16 protein-coding genes are annotated in these 16,324 nt (G+C 68.5%); 14 read left to right on the top strand and 2 right to left on the bottom strand.

Annotated elements, in window-relative coordinates:
• Nucleotides 1-9: 9 nt before the first annotated feature.
• The gene (locus tag R5H32_RS10785; RefSeq protein WP_318338691.1) at nt 10-432 is read right to left on the bottom strand and encodes a hypothetical protein; all 423 of its coding nucleotides are present in this window, start codon (nt 430-432) and stop codon (nt 10-12) included.
• Nucleotides 433-580: 148 nt separating this feature from the next.
• Here R5H32_RS10785 and murD point away from each other — a divergent pair, with 148 nt between their 5' ends.
• The gene (gene murD, locus R5H32_RS10780) at nt 581-1,984 is read left to right on the top strand and encodes a UDP-N-acetylmuramoyl-L-alanine--D-glutamate ligase (protein WP_318338690.1); all 1,404 of its coding nucleotides are present in this window, start codon (nt 581-583) and stop codon (nt 1,982-1,984) included.
• Between the two features lie 21 nt (nt 1,985-2,005).
• On the opposite strand, the gene R5H32_RS10775 is transcribed toward murD, so the two are convergent.
• Entirely contained in the window at nt 2,006-2,839 is an 834-nt protein-coding gene (locus R5H32_RS10775) for an N-acyl homoserine lactonase family protein (RefSeq protein WP_318338689.1), read from the bottom strand.
• Between the two features lie 138 nt (nt 2,840-2,977).
• Between R5H32_RS10775 and R5H32_RS10770 the strand changes: the two genes are divergently transcribed.
• The 13 genes from R5H32_RS10770 (at nt 2,978) to R5H32_RS10710 (ending at nt 16,321) form a co-directional block, all read left to right on the top strand.
• The gene (locus tag R5H32_RS10770) at nt 2,978-3,865 is read left to right on the top strand and encodes a helix-turn-helix transcriptional regulator (RefSeq protein ID WP_318338688.1); all 888 of its coding nucleotides are present in this window, start codon (nt 2,978-2,980) and stop codon (nt 3,863-3,865) included.
• A 78-nt stretch (nt 3,866-3,943) separates the two neighbouring features.
• Nucleotides 3,944-5,110: a putative peptidoglycan glycosyltransferase FtsW gene (locus R5H32_RS10765; protein WP_318338687.1), complete on the top strand. Its 1,167-nt coding sequence runs from the start codon at nt 3,944-3,946 to the stop codon at nt 5,108-5,110.
• Nucleotides 5,110-6,213: a UDP-N-acetylglucosamine--N-acetylmuramyl-(pentapeptide) pyrophosphoryl-undecaprenol N-acetylglucosamine transferase gene (locus R5H32_RS10760; protein WP_318338686.1), complete on the top strand. Its 1,104-nt coding sequence runs from the start codon at nt 5,110-5,112 to the stop codon at nt 6,211-6,213. Before R5H32_RS10765 ends, R5H32_RS10760 begins: the two co-directional genes overlap by 1 nt.
• Nucleotides 6,210-7,631 (top strand): UDP-N-acetylmuramate--L-alanine ligase, encoded by a 1,422-nt coding sequence (gene murC / locus R5H32_RS10755; protein WP_318338685.1) that lies wholly within the window; start codon nt 6,210-6,212, stop codon nt 7,629-7,631. The genes R5H32_RS10760 and murC overlap by 4 nt, the downstream gene beginning before the upstream one ends.
• Nucleotides 7,632-7,676: 45 nt before the next feature.
• Nucleotides 7,677-7,943 carry a DUF2484 family protein gene (locus tag R5H32_RS10750; RefSeq protein WP_318338684.1) on the top strand — a complete coding sequence of 89 codons (267 nt, stop codon included), beginning with the start codon at nt 7,677-7,679 and terminating at the stop codon, nt 7,941-7,943.
• On the top strand, nt 7,940-8,188 hold the full coding sequence (locus R5H32_RS10745; RefSeq protein WP_318338683.1) for a DUF2484 family protein: 249 nt from the start codon (nt 7,940-7,942) through the stop codon (nt 8,186-8,188). Before R5H32_RS10750 ends, R5H32_RS10745 begins: the two co-directional genes overlap by 4 nt.
• 57 nt (nt 8,189-8,245) lie before the next feature.
• Nucleotides 8,246-9,184 carry a UDP-N-acetylmuramate dehydrogenase gene (murB, locus tag R5H32_RS10740; RefSeq protein WP_318338682.1) on the top strand — a complete coding sequence of 313 codons (939 nt, stop codon included), beginning with the start codon at nt 8,246-8,248 and terminating at the stop codon, nt 9,182-9,184.
• A 46-nt stretch (nt 9,185-9,230) separates the two neighbouring features.
• Nucleotides 9,231-10,154, top strand: a complete 924-nt coding sequence (locus R5H32_RS10735; protein ID WP_318338681.1) for a D-alanine--D-alanine ligase — start codon at nt 9,231-9,233, stop codon at nt 10,152-10,154.
• Nucleotides 10,142-11,044, top strand: a complete 903-nt coding sequence (locus R5H32_RS10730; protein ID WP_318338680.1) for a cell division protein FtsQ/DivIB — start codon at nt 10,142-10,144, stop codon at nt 11,042-11,044. The genes R5H32_RS10735 and R5H32_RS10730 overlap by 13 nt, the downstream gene beginning before the upstream one ends.
• On the top strand, nt 11,041-12,372 hold the full coding sequence (gene ftsA, locus R5H32_RS10725) for a cell division protein FtsA (protein WP_318338679.1): 1,332 nt from the start codon (nt 11,041-11,043) through the stop codon (nt 12,370-12,372). Before R5H32_RS10730 ends, ftsA begins: the two co-directional genes overlap by 4 nt.
• 172 nt (nt 12,373-12,544) lie before the next feature.
• Nucleotides 12,545-14,215, top strand: a complete 1,671-nt coding sequence (gene ftsZ / locus R5H32_RS10720) for a cell division protein FtsZ (RefSeq protein WP_318338678.1) — start codon at nt 12,545-12,547, stop codon at nt 14,213-14,215.
• A gap of 218 nt (nt 14,216-14,433) precedes the next feature.
• A complete protein-coding gene (lpxC, locus tag R5H32_RS10715) occupies nt 14,434-15,354 on the top strand; it encodes a UDP-3-O-acyl-N-acetylglucosamine deacetylase (RefSeq protein WP_318338896.1) in 921 nt (306 codons plus the stop codon).
• Between the two features lie 124 nt (nt 15,355-15,478).
• Complete coding sequence (locus tag R5H32_RS10710; RefSeq protein ID WP_318338677.1) at nt 15,479-16,321, top strand: outer membrane protein assembly factor BamD; 843 nt, start codon at nt 15,479-15,481, stop codon at nt 16,319-16,321.
• Nucleotides 16,322-16,324: the final 3 nt, after the last annotated feature.

The raw sequence follows: 16,324 nt of genomic DNA, 5'->3' as shown, positions 1-16,324 counted from the left end.
GTCGGAGCCTCAGGCGACGGCGACCTGCGCCTGCGTGATCCGCTTTCCGCCCATGAGCTTGCGGACAAGGACCGCGCCGCCGATGACGGCGGCCGCGCCGAAGAGCGGCGACTGGTGCAGCGCAAGGCCGAAATCCGGCGCGCCGAAGGCCACGACGGCGACCCCGAAGCGCGAGATCGCCACCGCCTCGATCATCGCGCACAGCGCGGGCAGAAGAACGCTGGTGACGGTCGCGGCCGTGCCCACGAACAGCGCGTAGAGCGCGCCGGTGATGATCGGCAGCGGCAGGCCGTGGATCGCGACATCGTAGCGCAGGAAGCTCACGACGCCCGCCGCGAAGGCCATTACCGTCGCGAAGAGGATCAGCCGCCGCGCCTCGCTGAACCGCTGCGAGATCCTTGCCGTGAGAGAGGACAGCCCAGATGTTTCCATGAAACCCGGATGCCACGGAAATGAAGCCCCTTTGCGGCCGGGTCGTGCCTGAATTGTGGCGCCGGCGGGAAGCCGTGGTGCGGCCGTGGAACTTGCGGGCGGCCGGGGCAAAGGGCATTGTCCGCCGCGGACGAGCCAAGGGGGACGCATGATTCCGGTCAGGGGATATGAGGGCAGGAAGGTCGCCGTGCTCGGCCTCGGCCGGTCGGGGCTCACCGCCGCGCGGGCGCTTCTTGCCGGCGGTGCGGTGCCCTGCCTGTGGGACGACAGCCCCGAGGCGCGCACCAATGCCGAGGCGGCGGGCTTCGCGCTGACCGATCTCACGCGCGCCGATGCCTGGGACGATGTGGCGACCCTCGTCGTCTCGCCGGGCATCCCGCATCTTTACCCCGAGCCCAACAGGCTCATCGCCCGGGCGATGGCGGCCGGCGTGCCGGTCGACAACGATATCGGGCTCTTTTTCCGCTCCTGGTCGACGCCCGAGTGGGACGAGATGGAGCAGACGCCGAAGGTGGTCGCGGTAACCGGCTCGAACGGCAAGTCGACGACGACGGCGCTCATCCACCACATCCTCGAGGTTGCCGGGCGGCCGACGCAGATGGCCGGCAATATCGGGCGCGGCGTGCTCGACATCGACCCCGCGACGGATGGCGAGGTCGTGGTGCTGGAGCTCAGTTCCTACCAGACCGAGCTGGCCCGCGCGCTGACCCCGGACGTCGCGGTCTTCACAAACCTCTCGCCCGACCATCTCGACCGCCACGGCGGTCACGGCGGCTATTTCGCCGCCAAGCGCCGGCTCTTCGCCGAGGGCGGGCCGGATCGCGCGGTGATCGGCGTCGACGAGGTCGAGGGACGTTTCCTCGCCAACCAGCTCGCTCAAGGTCCGGGCGACGACCGGGTGATCCGGATCTCGTCGGGCACCAAGCTCGAGGGGCCGGGCTGGTCGGTCTTCGCCCGCAAGGGCTTTCTCGCCGAATGGCGCAAGGGCCGCCAGGTGGTCGCGATCGACCTGCGCGAGGTCAGGGGCCTGCCGGGCGCCCACAATCACCAGAACGCCTGCGCCGCCTATGCCGCCACCCGCACGCTCGGCCTCGCGCCGAAGCTGATCGAGCAGGCGCTCCACTCGTTCGAGGGCTTGCCGCACCGGAGCCAGCTCGTCGGCGAGCGGGGCGGGGTGCGTTTCGTCAACGACAGCAAGGCGACCAACGTCGACAGCGCCGCGAAGGCGCTGCAGGCCTTCCCGAAGATCCGCTGGATTGCCGGGGGGCTCGGCAAGGACGGCGGCATTTCCGCGCTGAAACCGCATCTGGGCTCGGTCGTGAAGGCCTATCTCATCGGCCATTCGGCGCGCGACTTCGCGCTTGAGCTTGGAGAGACACCACACGAGATCTGCGAGACGATGGAGCGCGCGGTGGCCCGAGCCGCCGAGGAAGCGGAGGCCGGCGAGACCGTGCTCCTGGCCCCCGCCGCCGCCTCCTTCGACCAGTATCCGAACTTCGAGAAGCGCGGCGAGGATTTCGCCGCCCGGGTGAGGGCGCTAACCGGCGCCTGAGCCCCGGAGCGGCGGTCAAGCCTATTTCGTGCTGTCAGGGAAGGCCGCCAGCAGCCCGGTATCCTCCGGCTCGTGCTGGATCACCAGCTGCGCCCCGAGATTGTCGGCCACCTCGCGCAGCCGGGCCATCGAGGCGAGGCTGTCGGCGCGGTCGGCGTTGAAGACCGGCACCGCGCGCCGCTGCATCTGCTCCTCGAAATGCACGACATCGCCCGACAGGAGCACCGGACCCGCCCCGGCCAGCCTGACCAGAAGCGCCGTCTCGCCCGCCGTGTGGCCGGGCATCGCCAGCATCACCACCGAGCCGTCGCCGAAGATGTCGCGGTCGCCGGAAACCGCCTCGACCGGGGCGCTGCCGGTCAGCCAGGGCGCGAGCGTCGATGGGTCGAAGGCGAAGGGCGGTGCGTCGCTCTGCATGGCCGCGAGGTCGCCCGCGCCGATGAGGAGCGTGGCGGCGGCGAAATCGGCCGCCTGACCGGTATGGTCGAGATGGCCGTGGCTGATGCCGATCCTTGTGATCTGCTCGGGCGTGACGCCAAGATCTGCAAGCTGGCTTGCGACGGTCCGCTCGAAGGACGGCGCGAAAGGTGCCGCCGGGTCGGCATTCGCGGCCTGCTCCGCCATCGCGCCGGGAAGGCCGGTATCCCAGAGCATGTACTCGCTGTCGTGGCGGATCAGGTAACAGCTGTTGGTCAGTACCCGCTTACCGTCAGGATAGGCGAAACTGTCGGAAAACAGGCCCTGCACGCGGAACTCGATCTGGCCGCAGTCGAGCCGCCAGAGCTCGACCTCGGCCGCGTTGGCCGTGCCCGTCAGGGCGAGGGCCGCGACAAGGGCGAGAGGTAGGTGTCGCATCGGTATCTCCTTCATGGGAATGTACCGCGACCCTGCACCGTCGTGCCGGCTGGTCTGGCCCGCGAATGCCCGGCCCTGGCCCCGAAACGCTCGCGGCGGCACTTTTGTGCGGCCCCGAACGCGGTGTAGATTACCGGCATGACCGTCGCGCACCGTTTCGATACCGACCTCCTGCGCCGCCAGTTGCTGGACCGGCTGGGGTCTTTCACGCGACCGCGCGACCACGGGATGCACGCCCATGCGGAGCGGCTCTTCAGCTACTGCACGCTCGCCCGCGAGCGTATCGCCGCGATCCGGCTCGACCATCCGCTCCTCGGCATCGTTCTGAAAGGCTCGAAGGAAGTCTGGCTCGGCGAGAGTTGCGAGGTGCAGGTGCCCGGCACGGTCTTCGTCCTGCCGCGTGGCGTGGCGCTCGATGTCGTCAACATTCCCGACGACCGCTCAGGCTATTACGAGTCGCTGATCTTCGAAGTGGCGGCGCTGCCACCCGGGATCGCGCCGGACCCGGCTGTGCCTGAGCCGCCGGCGTCGTCTTTCCGTGTCGCGCTGACCCATGACCTCGTCGAGGCGCTGGCCCATGCCGCCACCTCCATCGCCGATCCCGCAAGCCGCGACAGCGTGAAGACATTGCGACTGGCCGAGGTCCTGGCGCTACTGCGCGGGGCTCCGGCGGCGCGGAGCCTCTTCGCGGCCGGCCTCGGCGACCGGCTCGCCTGGCGCATTGCCGAGGCGCCCGACATGGCCTGGACCGCCGGGGCGCTTGCCGCGGAGCTCGGGCTCGGTGCATCGACGCTGCGGCGACGGCTCGCGGCGGAGGGCACGAGTTTCCGCACGATCCTGGAGGCGGTGCGGATGCGCGCGGCCGAACGCATGATCGCCGCCGGGGCATCGAGCCTCGCCGCGGCGGAGGCCGCCGGTTACCGCTCGCGCTCGCATTTCGCCCGCGCCTATCGGCGCCAGCACGGCACCAGCCCGAGCGGCCAGCCGCCGCGCGCGGATCGCGCCCAGCGAGGCAATCTTTCCTAGCGTCTCCGCCGCATCCGCGCTAGGATCACGGCCAGACCCGGAAAACGGGCAACGACGAGGCAGTTAAGGCGGTATCCCATGACTGAGATGGTCTATGGCTCCATGCCCGCGCGGGCCGGCGAGCCGGTTCTTCCGCGTTGGTGGCGCACCATCGACAAGTGGTCGCTCTCGGGCGTGATGGTGCTGTTCGGGATCGGGCTTCTCCTTGGCCTCGCCGCCTCGGTGCCTCTCGCGGAAAAGAACGGTCTCGACCCGTTCTACTACGTCACTCGGCAGGCCTTCTTCGGCTTCATGGCGCTTGCCGCGATACTCTTCACCTCGATGCTGTCACCGGACGTGGTGCGCCGGCTCGGCGTCATCGGGTTTCTCGTGTCTTTCGTCGCGCTGGCCCTCCTGCCGGTGCTCGGCACTGATTTCGGCAAGGGCGCCGTGCGCTGGTACTCGCTTGGCTTCGCGAGCTTCCAGCCGTCCGAATTCCTCAAGCCCGGCTTCGTGATCATGGTCGCCTGGCTCATGGCCGCGGCGCAGGAGATCAACGGGCCGCCGGGGCGGCTCTATTCCTTCGTGCTGACGCTGATCATCGTGATGTTTCTGGCACTTCAGCCGGACTTCGGCCAGGCCTGTCTCGTTCTCTTCGCCTGGGGCGTGATGTATTTCGTCGCCGGTGCGCCGTTCATGCTCCTCACCGTGATCGGCGGGCTCGTCGTCGCGGGCGGCGTCGTCGCCTATGACGCGTCGGAGCATTTCGCCCGCCGGATCGACGGGTTCCTCTCGGCGGAGATCGACCCCCGAACCCAGATCGGCTATGCCACGAACGCGATCCAGGAGGGCGGCTTCTTCGGCGTCGGCGTCGGCGAGGGCACCGTCAAGTGGTCGCTGCCCGATGCCCATACCGACTTCATCATCGCCGTCGCGGCCGAGGAATACGGGCTCGTCCTCGTCTTAGTGATCATCGCGCTTTACGCGGCGATCACGGCGCGCTCGCTTTTCCGGCTGATGCGGGAGCGCGATCCCTTCATCCGGCTTGCCGGGACCGGGCTCGCCTGTGCCTTCGGGGTGCAGGCGCTGATCAACATGGGCGTGGCGGTGCGGCTCCTGCCGGCCAAGGGCATGACCTTGCCATTCGTGAGCTATGGCGGATCGTCGGTCATCGCGAGCGGGATCGCGCTCGGGATGCTTCTTGCCTTCACCCGATCGCGGCCGCAGGGCCAGTTCGAGGATTACCTGATCAAGCGGGGCCGCTGATGCCGCCGCCGCTGCTCCTGATCGCCGCCGGTGGGACCGGCGGCCACATGTTTCCTGCCCAGGCTCTCGCCGAGGAGATGGTCGCGCGCGGCTGGCGGGTGAAGCTGTCGACCGATGCGCGCGGCGCGCGCTATGCCGGCGGTTTCCCGAAGGCGGTGACGATCGAGGAGGTCGCCTCGGCCACCTTCGCGCGGGGCGGGGCGCCGGCGAAGCTCGCGGTGCCGTTCCGGATTGCCGCGGGCATCCTCGGGTCCGTCCGCGCGCTGCGGCGCGACCGGCCGGCGGTCGTCGTCGGCTTCGGCGGCTATCCGTCGATCCCGGCGCTGGCGGCGGCGGTGCTTCTCCGGCTGCCGCGCATGGTGCATGAGCAGAACGGCGTGCTCGGCCGGGTCAACCGGATCTTCGCGGCGCGCCGCTGGGTGCGGACGGTGGCCTGCGGCACCTGGCCGACCGATGTACCGGAGGGGGTCGAGGCGGTCCATACCGGCAATCCGGTCCGCGCCGCGGTGCTGGAGCGCGCCGGGGCGCCCTATATCCCGCCGGGCGACTACCCGATGAGCCTTCTCGTGATCGGCGGCAGCCAGGGCGCGCGGATCCTCTCGGACATCGTGCCGGCCGCGCTGGCGGTGCTTCCCGAGGGATTGCGGGCGCATCTCCGGGTGGCGCATCAGGCCCGGCCCGAGGATGTCGAGCGGGTCGAGACCGCCTATGCCGGGGCCGGGATCGGGGCCGAGGTCGCGCCCTTTTTTGCCGACGTGCCGCGCCGGCTGTCCGAGGCGCAGCTGGTGATCTCGCGCTCCGGCGCCTCCTCGGTCGCCGATATCGCGGTGATCGGCCGGCCGGCGATCCTCGTGCCCTTCGCGGCGGCGGCGGGCGACCACCAGACCGCGAACGCCCACGGCATGGTCGAGGCCGAGGCGGCGATCCTGATCCCGGAATCGCGACTTGACGCCGCCACGCTGGCAGGGCATGTCGCCGCGATCCTGGAAAACCCCGATGCCGCGAGGCGCATGGCCCACGCCGCGCTCGATTATGGCATCCCCGACGCCACTGGCCGTCTCGTCGAGATGGTCGAGGCCCTGACAGCGAAAGAGACGACATGAACGCCGCCACAAAACTGCCCGGGGAGCTCGGTCCCATCCACTTCGTCGGCATCGGCGGCATCGGCATGTCTGGCATCGCCGAGGTGCTGATCACCTTGGGCTATCCGGTGCAGGGCTCGGACGCGAAGGCCTCGAAGATCACCGAGCGGCTGGAGCGGCTGGGGGCCAAGTTCTTCGAGGGCCAGCGGTCGGAGAATATCGGCGAGGCGGCGGTCGTGGTGATCTCCTCGGCGATCAAGAAGGGCAATCCCGAGCTTGAGGAGGCGCGCAAGCGGGGCCTGCCGGTCGTGCGGCGGGCCGAGATGCTGGCGGAGCTGATGCGGCTCCGCTCCAACGTCGCGATCGCCGGGACGCATGGCAAGACCACGACGACGACGATGGTGGCGACGCTGCTCGACAAGGGCGGCTTCGATCCCACGGTGATCAACGGCGGCATCATCCACGCCTATGGCTCGAACGCCCGCGCCGGGGCGGGCGAGTGGATGGTGGTGGAGGCCGACGAGAGCGACGGCTCCTTCAACCGCCTGCCCGCGACGATCGCGATCGTCACCAATATCGACCCCGAGCACATGGAGCACTGGGGCGATTTCGACCGGCTGCGCCAGGGCTTCTACGATTTCGTCTCGAACATCCCGTTCTACGGCGTGGCGGTCTGCTGCACCGACCATCCCGAGGTGCAGGCGCTGGTGGGCCGGGTGACCGACCGCCGCATCGTCACCTTTGGCTTCAACGCCCAGGCCGACGTGCGCGCGGTCAACCTGACCTATGACAACGGCGTCGCGCATTTCGACGTGGCGCTTCAGGGCGAGGGTTCCGACGAGGACGGCAACCCCTCGGTCATCGAGGGCTGCACGCTGCCGATGCCGGGCGACCACAACGTCTCGAACGCGCTGGCGGCTGTCGCGGTGGCGCGCCATCTCGGCATGAAGAAGGACGAGATACGAGAGGCGCTCGCGGCCTTCGGCGGCGTCAACCGCCGCTTCACCAGGGTCGGCGAGGTGCTGGGCGGGGTGACGATCATCGACGATTACGGCCACCACCCGGTCGAGATCGCCGCTGTCCTCAAGGCCGCGCGGCAGGCCACGAAGGGCCGCGTCATCGCCGTGCACCAGCCGCACCGCTACACGCGGCTCTCGTCGCTCTTCGACGATTTCTGCACCTGCTTCAACGAGGCCGACGTCGTCGCCATCGCCGAGGTCTATGCCGCCGGCGAGGACCCGATCCCCGGCGCGAGCCGCGACGACCTCGTGGCCGGGCTGATCGCCCACGGCCACCGCCATGCCCGCGCGATCCTCAGCGAAGAGGACCTGGAGCGGCTCGTGCGCGAACAGGCGCGTCCCGGGGACATGGTGGTCTGCCTCGGCGCGGGCACGATTTCGGCCTGGGCGAACGCGCTTCCGGCGCGGCTCAAGGCCTGAGGCGGTGTGCGTGCGCGGGAACGCTTCCCAGTTCGAGGAGAGGCCATGAGTCTCGCCGTTCCGCTCGCCTGCCTGTGGGTTCTGGCCGCGACCGGCGTGGCCTTCCTGCCGATGCGGTACCAGGTCCTTCCCGGGCTCCTGCTGCTTGCTGCGGCCGGGGTTCTGCTCGCCTGGCTGGCGGTCGATACCTCGCCCTGGATCGCGGCGGCGGCTCTTGCCGCGGTCGTCTCGATGTTCCGCAAACCCTTGCGTTATCTTCTCAAAAGGATCATGGAGAAAGTGGCACCTGACGGGGAAGGGAGGGAGCCGTGAATACATCTTTGCTTCTCGCCGCCCTCTGGGCGATCGTCGCGACTGTGGTCGCACTCATTCCGTCGCGTGATCGACACTGGCGCGCCGCCTATGTGCTGATCACGGTCGGGATCCCGATTGTCGGCTGGGTGACCTACCAGAACGGCCCCTGGATTGGGCTGATCGTGCTCGGGGCTGGGGCGTCGATCCTGCGCTGGCCGCTGATCCGTCTCTGGCACTGGTTGAAACGCAAGACCGCGAATTGAGGCAGGCCGTCAGGCCGGGGCTTGCGGCGCGCGGCCGGGCGCTCTAGCACGGTTGCCATGACATATGACCTGCCCCCCGTGCGCGGCACGCTGACGCCGAACCGGCCTCTGGCCGACCTCACCTGGCTGCGCGTCGGCGGGCCGGCGGACTGGCTGTTCCAGCCCGCCGATGCTGAGGATCTCTCCGCCTTCCTTGCCGCACTCGATCCCGTGGTTCCGGTCTTTCCGATGGGGGTCGGCTCAAACCTCATCGTGCGTGACGGCGGCATCCGCGGCGTGGTGATCCGGCTCGGCCGTGGCTTTTCCGAGATTTCGGTCGAGGACGGGCTGGTGCGGGCCGGGGCGGCGGCGCTCGACGCCCATGTCGCGCGGAAGGCGGCGGAGGCGGGCATCGACCTGACCTTCCTCAGGACCATCCCCGGCGCCATCGGCGGCGCGGTCCGGATGAACGCTGGCTGCTATGGTTCCTACGTCGCCGACCATTTCGTCGAAGCGACCGCGATCCTGCGCGACGGCCGCGCCACCCGGCTTTCCGCCGAGGCGCTGGGCTTCGGTTACCGCCATTCGGACCTGCCCGAGGGCGCGGTGATCACCGGGGCGGTGTTCCGGGGCGCCCGCGCCGAGCCCGAAGCGCTCGCCGCGAGGATGGAGGAGCAGCTCGCCCGGCGCGACGCGACCCAGCCCGTCAAGGACCGCTCGGCGGGCTCGACCTTCCGCAACCCGGCCGGGTTTTCCTCGACCGGGCGGGCCGATGACGTGCACGATCTCAAGGCATGGAAGCTGATCGACGAGGCCGGGCTCAGGGGCGCGCGACGCGGCGGCGCGCAGATGAGCGAGAAGCACCCGAACTTCCTCATCAACGCCGGCGGCGCGACGGCGGCCGATCTCGAGGGGCTGGGCGAGGAAGTCAGAAAAAGGGTTTTCCAAATCAGCGGTTTGACGTTACAGTGGGAAATCATGCGTATAGGTGACGTCCGGCCTGATACGGACGCGTGACCAACGAAGAAAGCGGAGTCCGAAAACGGACCCGAATGAGGCAGAAGTGGCGGGCAGGTCGAGCAGGGCAGCCCCCAAAGTGGCGGTACTGATGGGTGGACTTTCCGCGGAGCGGGAAGTGTCGCTCGTGAGCGGGCGCGAATGCGCCAACGCCCTGAGGGAGGCGGGATACGAGGTGGTCGAGGTCGACGCCGGCCGCGATCTTGCCGCGCGCCTCGCAGCACTTTCCCCCGATGTCTGTTTCAACGCGCTCCACGGCCGCTGGGGCGAGGATGGTCGCGTCCAGGGCATGCTCGAATGGCTCGGGCTGCCCTATACCCATTCCGGCGTGCTCGCCTCGGCACTGGCGATGGACAAGACCCGCGCGAAGAGCGTGTTCCGTGCCGCCGGGCTGCCGGTCGTCGAAAGCCTGCTCGCCCCGAAAGCCGAGGTGATGGTACGCCATGTCATGGCGCCCCCCTACGTCGTGAAGCCGAATGCCGAGGGTTCCTCGGTCGGGGTGTACATCGTCTCTAAGGACGCCAACACGCCGCCGCAGCTGGGCGAAGAGATGCCCGAGACCGCGATGGTCGAGACCTATGTGCCAGGGCGCGAGCTCACGGTCTCGGTTCTCGGCGACCGGGCGATGTGCGTGACCGAGATCCATACCTCGGGTTGGTACGACTACCATGCGAAATACGCGCCCGGCGGATCGAGCCACACCTGCCCGGCCGAGATCCCGGCCGAGATAGCGGACGCCGCGCGCGACTACGCCCTGCGCGCACACAGCGCGCTCGGCTGCCGCGGGCTGAGCCGCAGCGACTTTCGCTGGGACGACAGCCGCGGGATCGACGGGCTCTACATCCTCGAGACCAATACCCAGCCCGGCATGACGCCGACCTCGCTCTCGCCCGAACAGGCGGCGGCCGAGGGGATGTCGTTTTCCCAACTCTGCGCCTGGATCGTGGAGGATGCCTCATGCGACCGCTGAGGGCTCCCGAAGTGCGCCACGGCGAGCCCGGTCTTCGGCGGGATCCGGCACCTTCACGGCTAGCCTTCCGGATCGAACGGCTCTGGCTGACGCCGATGTTCCGGGTCGCGATGCGCGTCGGCGTACCGGTGGCGCTCTGCGTGGCCGTCGTCGGCGGTTATCTGGCCAACGAAGGCCGCCGCGCGGCGATCGGGGAGAGTTTAGCCGAGCTGAGACGCAGCATCGAGGAACGGCCCGAGTTCATGGTTACCCTGATGGCGATCGACGGCGCCTCCGAGCCGGTCGCGAAGGCGATCCGGGCGATGCTGCCGGTGACGCTTCCGGTGTCGTCCTTCCGGCTCGACCTTGCGGCCTTGCGGGCGACGATCGAACAGATCGACGCGGTCGCCTCGGCCGAACTGCACGTCCGCAAGGGCGGCGTCCTGCAGGTCACGGTGACCGAGCGCCAGCCGGTCGTGCTGTGGCGGAGCGCCACCGGGCTCGAGATGCTTGACGCGACCGGGCACCGGGTGGCGACGCTTCTCGACCGTACCGCGAGGCCTGACCTGCCGGTGATCGCCGGGATGGGTGCCGACGACCGTGTCGGCGAGGCGCTGGAGATCCTGCGCGCGGCGCGGCCGATCGGCGACCGGATCCGCGGCCTTGTCTGGATGGGCGAGCGGCGCTGGGACATCGTCCTGGACCGCGACCAGCGCATTCTCCTGCCGGAAGAGGCGCCGGTGCCGGCCGTGCAGCGGGTGATTGCGCTCGACGAGGCCGAGGACATGTTCGGCCGTGCGCTCGTCGCCGTCGACATGCGCAACAGAAACCGCCCGACGGTCCGCCTGGCCGCGATGGGCACGGAAACCGAAAACCTCACAGGGCTCGAGACGAAGGTGACAGGGCAATGACCGATCTTTACCAGTCCCAGCGCGCGATGCGGCACATGCGCCGCGCCGCGATGCAGCGTGGTGTTGTTGCGATCCTCGACGTCGGCACGTCGAAGATCGCCTGCCTGGTCCTGCGCTTCGAAAACGCCGAGGAGGCGCGCGAGGACGGGCTCGGCTCGCTCGCCGGGCAGTCGCAGTTCCGGGTGATTGGCGCGGCGACGACCCGCTCGCGCGGGGTGCGCTTCGGCGAGGTCGACGCCATGGCCGAGACCGAGCGCGCGATCCGCACCGCGGTGCAGGCGGCGCAGAAGATGGCGCAGACCCGCGTCGACCACGTCATCGCCTGTTTCTCGGGCGCAAGACCGCGCAGCTACGGGCTCGCCGGCGAGATCGAGCTTGCGGATGGCCAGGTCAGCGAACAGGACGTGGCGCGCGTGCTCGCGGCCTGCGACGTGCCGGATTTCGGCCAGGGCCGCGAGGTTCTGCACGCCCATCCTGTGAACTTCGCGATCGACCACCGCTCCGGCCTTCGCGACCCGCGCGGCCATGTCGGCAACCGGCTTGCCGCCGACATGCACCTGCTGACGATCGACACGAACGCCGTCCAGAACCTCCTCTACTGTATCAAGCGCTGCGATCTGGAGATCGCGGGGCTGGCGTCGTCGGCCTATGTTTCGGGCCTCGCGAGCCTCGTCGAGGACGAGCAGGAACTGGGCGCGGCCTGCATCGACATGGGCGGCGGCGCGACCGGGCTGTCGATCTTCATCAAGAAGCACATGATCTTCGCCGAGAGCGTGCGGCTCGGCGGTGACCATGTCACCTCGGATATCTCGAAGGGCCTGCAGGTGCCGCTGGCCACCGCAGAGCGGATCAAGACGATCCACGGCGGGGTCCATGCCACCGGCATGGACGACCGCGAGATGATCGAAATCGGCGCCGATTGCGGCGACTGGGAAAAGGATCGCCGGCAGGTGAGCCGCACCGAGCTGATCGGAATTATGCGGCCCCGCGTCGAGGAGATCCTCGAAGAGGTGCGCGCGGTGCTGGATGCCGCGGGGTTCGACCAGTTGCCGAGCCAGCAGATCGTGCTGACAGGCGGCGCGAGCCAGATTCCGGGGCTCGACATGCTGGCCGCGAAGATCCTCGGCCAGAACGTGCGACTCGGCCGGCCGCTTCGCGTCCAGGGCCTGCCGCAGGCGGCGACGGGGGCGGCTTTCGCCTCGACCGTGGGGCTCTGTCTCTTCGCTGCCCATCCGCAGGACGAGTGGTGGGACTTCGAGATTCCCGCGGAACGCTACCCGGCGCGGTCGCTGCGGCGGGCGATGAAATGGTTTAAAGACAACTGGTAACCGCAAGATCCTGAGAGGTCGGCAAAATGCCGCTCAAACCAAAATCGAGCACCCCCAGATTTTGTGGTTATTGGGCGTTTTTTTGGTGACCTCGGGGGATTCTGTGACTAAAATCGCACTAATGCGGAAAAAGCGGCCGTTCGGGCCGGGGACATGACAGGCGGATAAACAAATGGCATTGAACTTGACGATGAGCGATCGCGAAGAGCTTAAGCCGCGGATCACGGTGTTTGGCGTTGGCGGGGCAGGTGGCAACGCGGTCAACAACATGATCGTGAAGGAACTCGACGGCGTGGAGTTCGTCGTCGCGAACACCGACGCTCAGGCGCTGGCTCAGAGCCATTCCAATGCCCGCATCCAGATGGGCATCAAGGTGACCGAGGGTCTCGGCGCCGGAGCCCGTCCGTCGGTCGGCGCCGCGGCCGCGGAGGAGACGATCGAGGAGATCGTCGATCACCTCGCGGGCGCGCACATGTGCTTCATCACCGCCGGCATGGGTGGCGGCACCGGCACCGGGGCCGCGCCGATCATCGCCCAGGCGGCGCGCGAGCTTGGCGTGCTGACCGTCGGTGTCGTGACCAAGCCCTTCCAGTTCGAGGGCGCGAAGCGGATGCGCCAGGCCGACGAGGGCATCGAGGCGCTCCAGAAGGTCGTCGATACGCTGATCATCATCCCGAACCAGAACCTGTTCCGCCTCGCCAACGAGAAGACGACCTTTACCGAGGCCTTCGCGATGGCCGACGACGTGCTCTACCAGGGCGTGAAGGGTGTCACCGACCTCATGGTCCGGCCGGGTCTGATCAACCTCGACTTCGCCGATGTCCGCTCTGTCATGGACGAGATGGGCAAGGCGATGATGGGCACCGGCGAGGCGAGCGGCGAGGATCGCGCGACCCAGGCCGCCGAGAAGGCCATTGCCAACCCGCTCCTCGACGAGATCAGCCTCAAGGGCGCGAAGGGCGTCCTGATCAACATCACCGGCGGCAGCGACCTCACGCTCTTCGAGCTTGACGAAGCTGCGAACCGGATCCGCGAGGAAGTCGATCCCGACGCCAACATCATCGTCGGTTCGACGCTGGACGATACGATGGAAGGCGTGATGCGGGTGTCGGTCGTCGCCACCGGGATCGACGCCTCGTCGTCGCAAGTCGAAGTGCCGGCGCCGCGCCGCCGCCTCGCCGAGCCGCTGCCGCAGGCGGTCGAGCCCGAGGCCGCGCCCGCGCCGCAGCCGCAGATGCAGCGTGAACCGGCCCCGGTTCGCGCCGCCCAGCCCGCGCCGGCCCCGGCCCGCGCCGCCCATCAGCCTGCTGCCGCTCCGGCCCGCGCGCCGGAACCGGTTCGGGATGACGAGCGCCGCGAGGCCGTGGCCGCGCGCGACGAAGACCGCACCCTGTTCGACTCCGAGCCGGTCGAGGATGACCTGCCGCCGCCCGCCTACCGGCCGGCGGCGCAGGTCCAGAACCTGCATGTCGATGAGGATGCGCAGAGCTTCGTCGCCCCGCGTCCGCGCGCACCCGGCACCCCCACGCCCGAGGCCCTGGCCCGGCTTCAGGCGGCCGTCGGCCGCACTCCGGGCCAGCCGCCGCGCGCCGCGCAGCCGAGCCCGGCCGCCCCGCGCGCCGTTCCGGCCCAGCAGCCTCAGCGGCAGGCCGAAAAGCCCCGCTTCGGGATCAACACGCTCCTGAACCGCATGGCGGGTCATAACGCCGAGCAGGCCGAGCGGACGACGCCGCCCCTGCGCACACGGCCCCAGGTTTCGGCCGCCTATGAAGAGGAGCCGGAGATCGATCCGGACCAGGAGCGGATCGAGATCCCCGCGTTCCTTCGGCGGCAGGCGAACTGAACGACTCACAAATTCCTGAGAGGGGGTCGGCAGCCGCCGGCCCTTTTCTTTTGTTTTTCAGCTCATTGAGGGCGGAATTTGAAGTGATTGGCGGGGCTTCGCCGATGATTCGAGCCAATGTTACATTCAGTTGCAAAGAGTGAGTTGAGCTTATACTCGCGCCGCATTACCTCAACGTTACCAAAAACGCCGGTCTTGATGCCGGGACGAGGTTGAACGTGCAGACGACGATCCGATCCACCGCCACCTTCACGGGCCACGGCCTGCATTCGGGCCTGCGCGCTCGCATGTCGGTCCATCCGGCTTCGGCCGAGTATGGAATCTGGTTCCGCCGTACCGATGTGATCGGCCGCGACGCGATGGTGCAGGCGCACTGGTCGGCGGTGTCGAACGCCAAGCTCTGCACCGTGATTTCCAATGCCGCCGGGACGAGCGTCTCGACCATTGAGCACATCATGGCCGCGCTCGCCGGATGCGGCATCCAGAACGCGCTGATCGAGATCGACGGGCCGGAAGTGCCGATCCTAGACGGGTCCTCGGCGCCGTTCGTCGCCGGGATCATGGCGCGCGGAGTGCGGGTGCTCGACGCGCCGCTGCGGCTCTTCGATGTGCTGAAGCCGGTCGAGGTCCGCGAGGGCGTGGCGATGGCGCGGCTCGAGCCGGCCCCGACGCTTGAGATCGACTTCGCGATCGACTTCGCCGACGCCGCGATCGGGCGCCAGCAGAAGCGCCTGTCGATGTCCAACGGCGCCTTCCTGCGCGAACTCAGCGACAGCCGGACATTCTGCCGGCAGGCGGATGTCGAGGCGATGCGCGCCAACGGGCTCGCGCTTGGCGGCAACTACGAGAACGCCGTCGTTGTCGAGGGCGAGCGAGTTCTGTCGCCCGGTGGCCTGCGACATGCCGACGAGGCGGTGCGCCACAAGATGCTCGACGCTCTCGGCGATCTTGCCCTTGCGGGCGCGCCGATCCTTGGCCGCTACACCGGGAACCGCGCCGGCCACGCGATGACCAACCGTCTGCTCAGGGCGCTCTTCGCTGATCCCAGCGCCTACCGGATCGTCGATTCCACCGACGAACAGCGTCGCCGCCTGCCCGGAGCGGGTATCGATCGTACCGACATTCCGGCCGTCGCCTGAGCTGCCGCGCAGGTGCGAAAGGCGTTTTGCGCCCCGGATTTTTCTGTGCTAGACGAGGCCGGTGCAGGGCCGGCAAACCGGTGGACCAGCCGGAATCGTGAAGCAGGAACGGGATAGGCAAGACATGGGGCGGGCAAGAAACACGGCAAATCTTGTCGGCAGCCTCGCGCTGGCCGCATTTCTGTCGGCCTGCGGTGGCGGTACGCCGACTTCCGCCGAGTTCGAGAAACTCGATGCCGAGACGATCTACAAGCTCGGCGAATATGAGCTTGCCAACAGCCGCAAGGGCGCGGACGCGGTCACCTATTTCTCCGAGGTGGAGCGGCTCTATCCTTATTCGGAATGGGCCAAGCGCGCACTGATCATGCAGGCGTTCGCCTATCACAAGGACCGCGACTACGAGAACAGCCGCGCCTCCGCGCAGCGGTATATCGACACCTATCCGGCGGAAGAGGACGCGGCCTACGCGAAATACCTGCTCGCGCTGTCCTACTACGACCAGATCGACGAGGTCGGCCGCGACCAGGGCCTGACCTTCCAGGCGCTTCAGGCCTTGCGCGCGGTGATCGAGGAATATCCCGACAGCGACTATGCGCGCTCGGCGATCCTCAAGTTCGACCTCGCCTTCGACCATCTCGCGGCGAAAGAGATGGAGATTGGCCGCTACTACCTCAAGCGCAAGAACTATACCGCCGCGATCAACCGGTTCCGCGTCGTGGTCGAGGATTACCAGACCACGACCCACACGCCCGAGGCGCTGCACCGGCTGGTGGAAAGCTACCTCTCGCTCGGTCTGACCGACGAGGCGCAGACGGCTGGTGCGATCCTCGGCCACAACTTCCGCTCGACGGTGTGGTACGAGGACAGCTACAGGCTTCTTACCGGTTACGGCCTCGCGCCGGAATCGAAAGGCGACGGCTGGCTCGCGCAGATCTACCGGCAGATGATCCGGGGCGAATGGATGTGACGG

This window comes from Defluviimonas sp. D31 (genome assembly GCF_033436765.1).
Taxonomy (GTDB): domain Bacteria; phylum Pseudomonadota; class Alphaproteobacteria; order Rhodobacterales; family Rhodobacteraceae; genus Albidovulum.
The sequence above is the reverse complement of the archived record's forward strand: the minus strand, read 5'-3'. Positions and strand labels throughout refer to the sequence as shown.

Excerpts from the sequence above, each read along its gene's own strand:
- R5H32_RS10785 (WP_318338691.1), bottom strand. The coding sequence starts at position 432 with ATGGAAACATCTGGGCTGTCCTCTCTCACGGCAAGGATCTCGCAGCGG.
- murD (WP_318338690.1), top strand. The coding sequence starts at position 581 with ATGATTCCGGTCAGGGGATATGAGGGCAGGAAGGTCGCCGTGCTCGGC.
- R5H32_RS10775 (WP_318338689.1), bottom strand. The coding sequence starts at position 2,839 with ATGCGACACCTACCTCTCGCCCTTGTCGCGGCCCTCGCCCTGACGGGC.
- R5H32_RS10770 (WP_318338688.1), top strand. The coding sequence starts at position 2,978 with ATGACCGTCGCGCACCGTTTCGATACCGACCTCCTGCGCCGCCAGTTG.
- R5H32_RS10765 (WP_318338687.1), top strand. The coding sequence starts at position 3,944 with ATGACTGAGATGGTCTATGGCTCCATGCCCGCGCGGGCCGGCGAGCCG.
- R5H32_RS10760 (WP_318338686.1), top strand. The coding sequence starts at position 5,110 with ATGCCGCCGCCGCTGCTCCTGATCGCCGCCGGTGGGACCGGCGGCCAC.
- murC (WP_318338685.1), top strand. The coding sequence starts at position 6,210 with ATGAACGCCGCCACAAAACTGCCCGGGGAGCTCGGTCCCATCCACTTC.
- R5H32_RS10750 (WP_318338684.1), top strand. The coding sequence starts at position 7,677 with ATGAGTCTCGCCGTTCCGCTCGCCTGCCTGTGGGTTCTGGCCGCGACC.
- murB (WP_318338682.1), top strand. The coding sequence starts at position 8,246 with ATGACATATGACCTGCCCCCCGTGCGCGGCACGCTGACGCCGAACCGG.
- R5H32_RS10730 (WP_318338680.1), top strand. The coding sequence starts at position 10,142 with ATGCGACCGCTGAGGGCTCCCGAAGTGCGCCACGGCGAGCCCGGTCTT.
- ftsA (WP_318338679.1), top strand. The coding sequence starts at position 11,041 with ATGACCGATCTTTACCAGTCCCAGCGCGCGATGCGGCACATGCGCCGC.
- ftsZ (WP_318338678.1), top strand. The coding sequence starts at position 12,545 with ATGGCATTGAACTTGACGATGAGCGATCGCGAAGAGCTTAAGCCGCGG.
- R5H32_RS10710 (WP_318338677.1), top strand. The coding sequence starts at position 15,479 with ATGGGGCGGGCAAGAAACACGGCAAATCTTGTCGGCAGCCTCGCGCTG.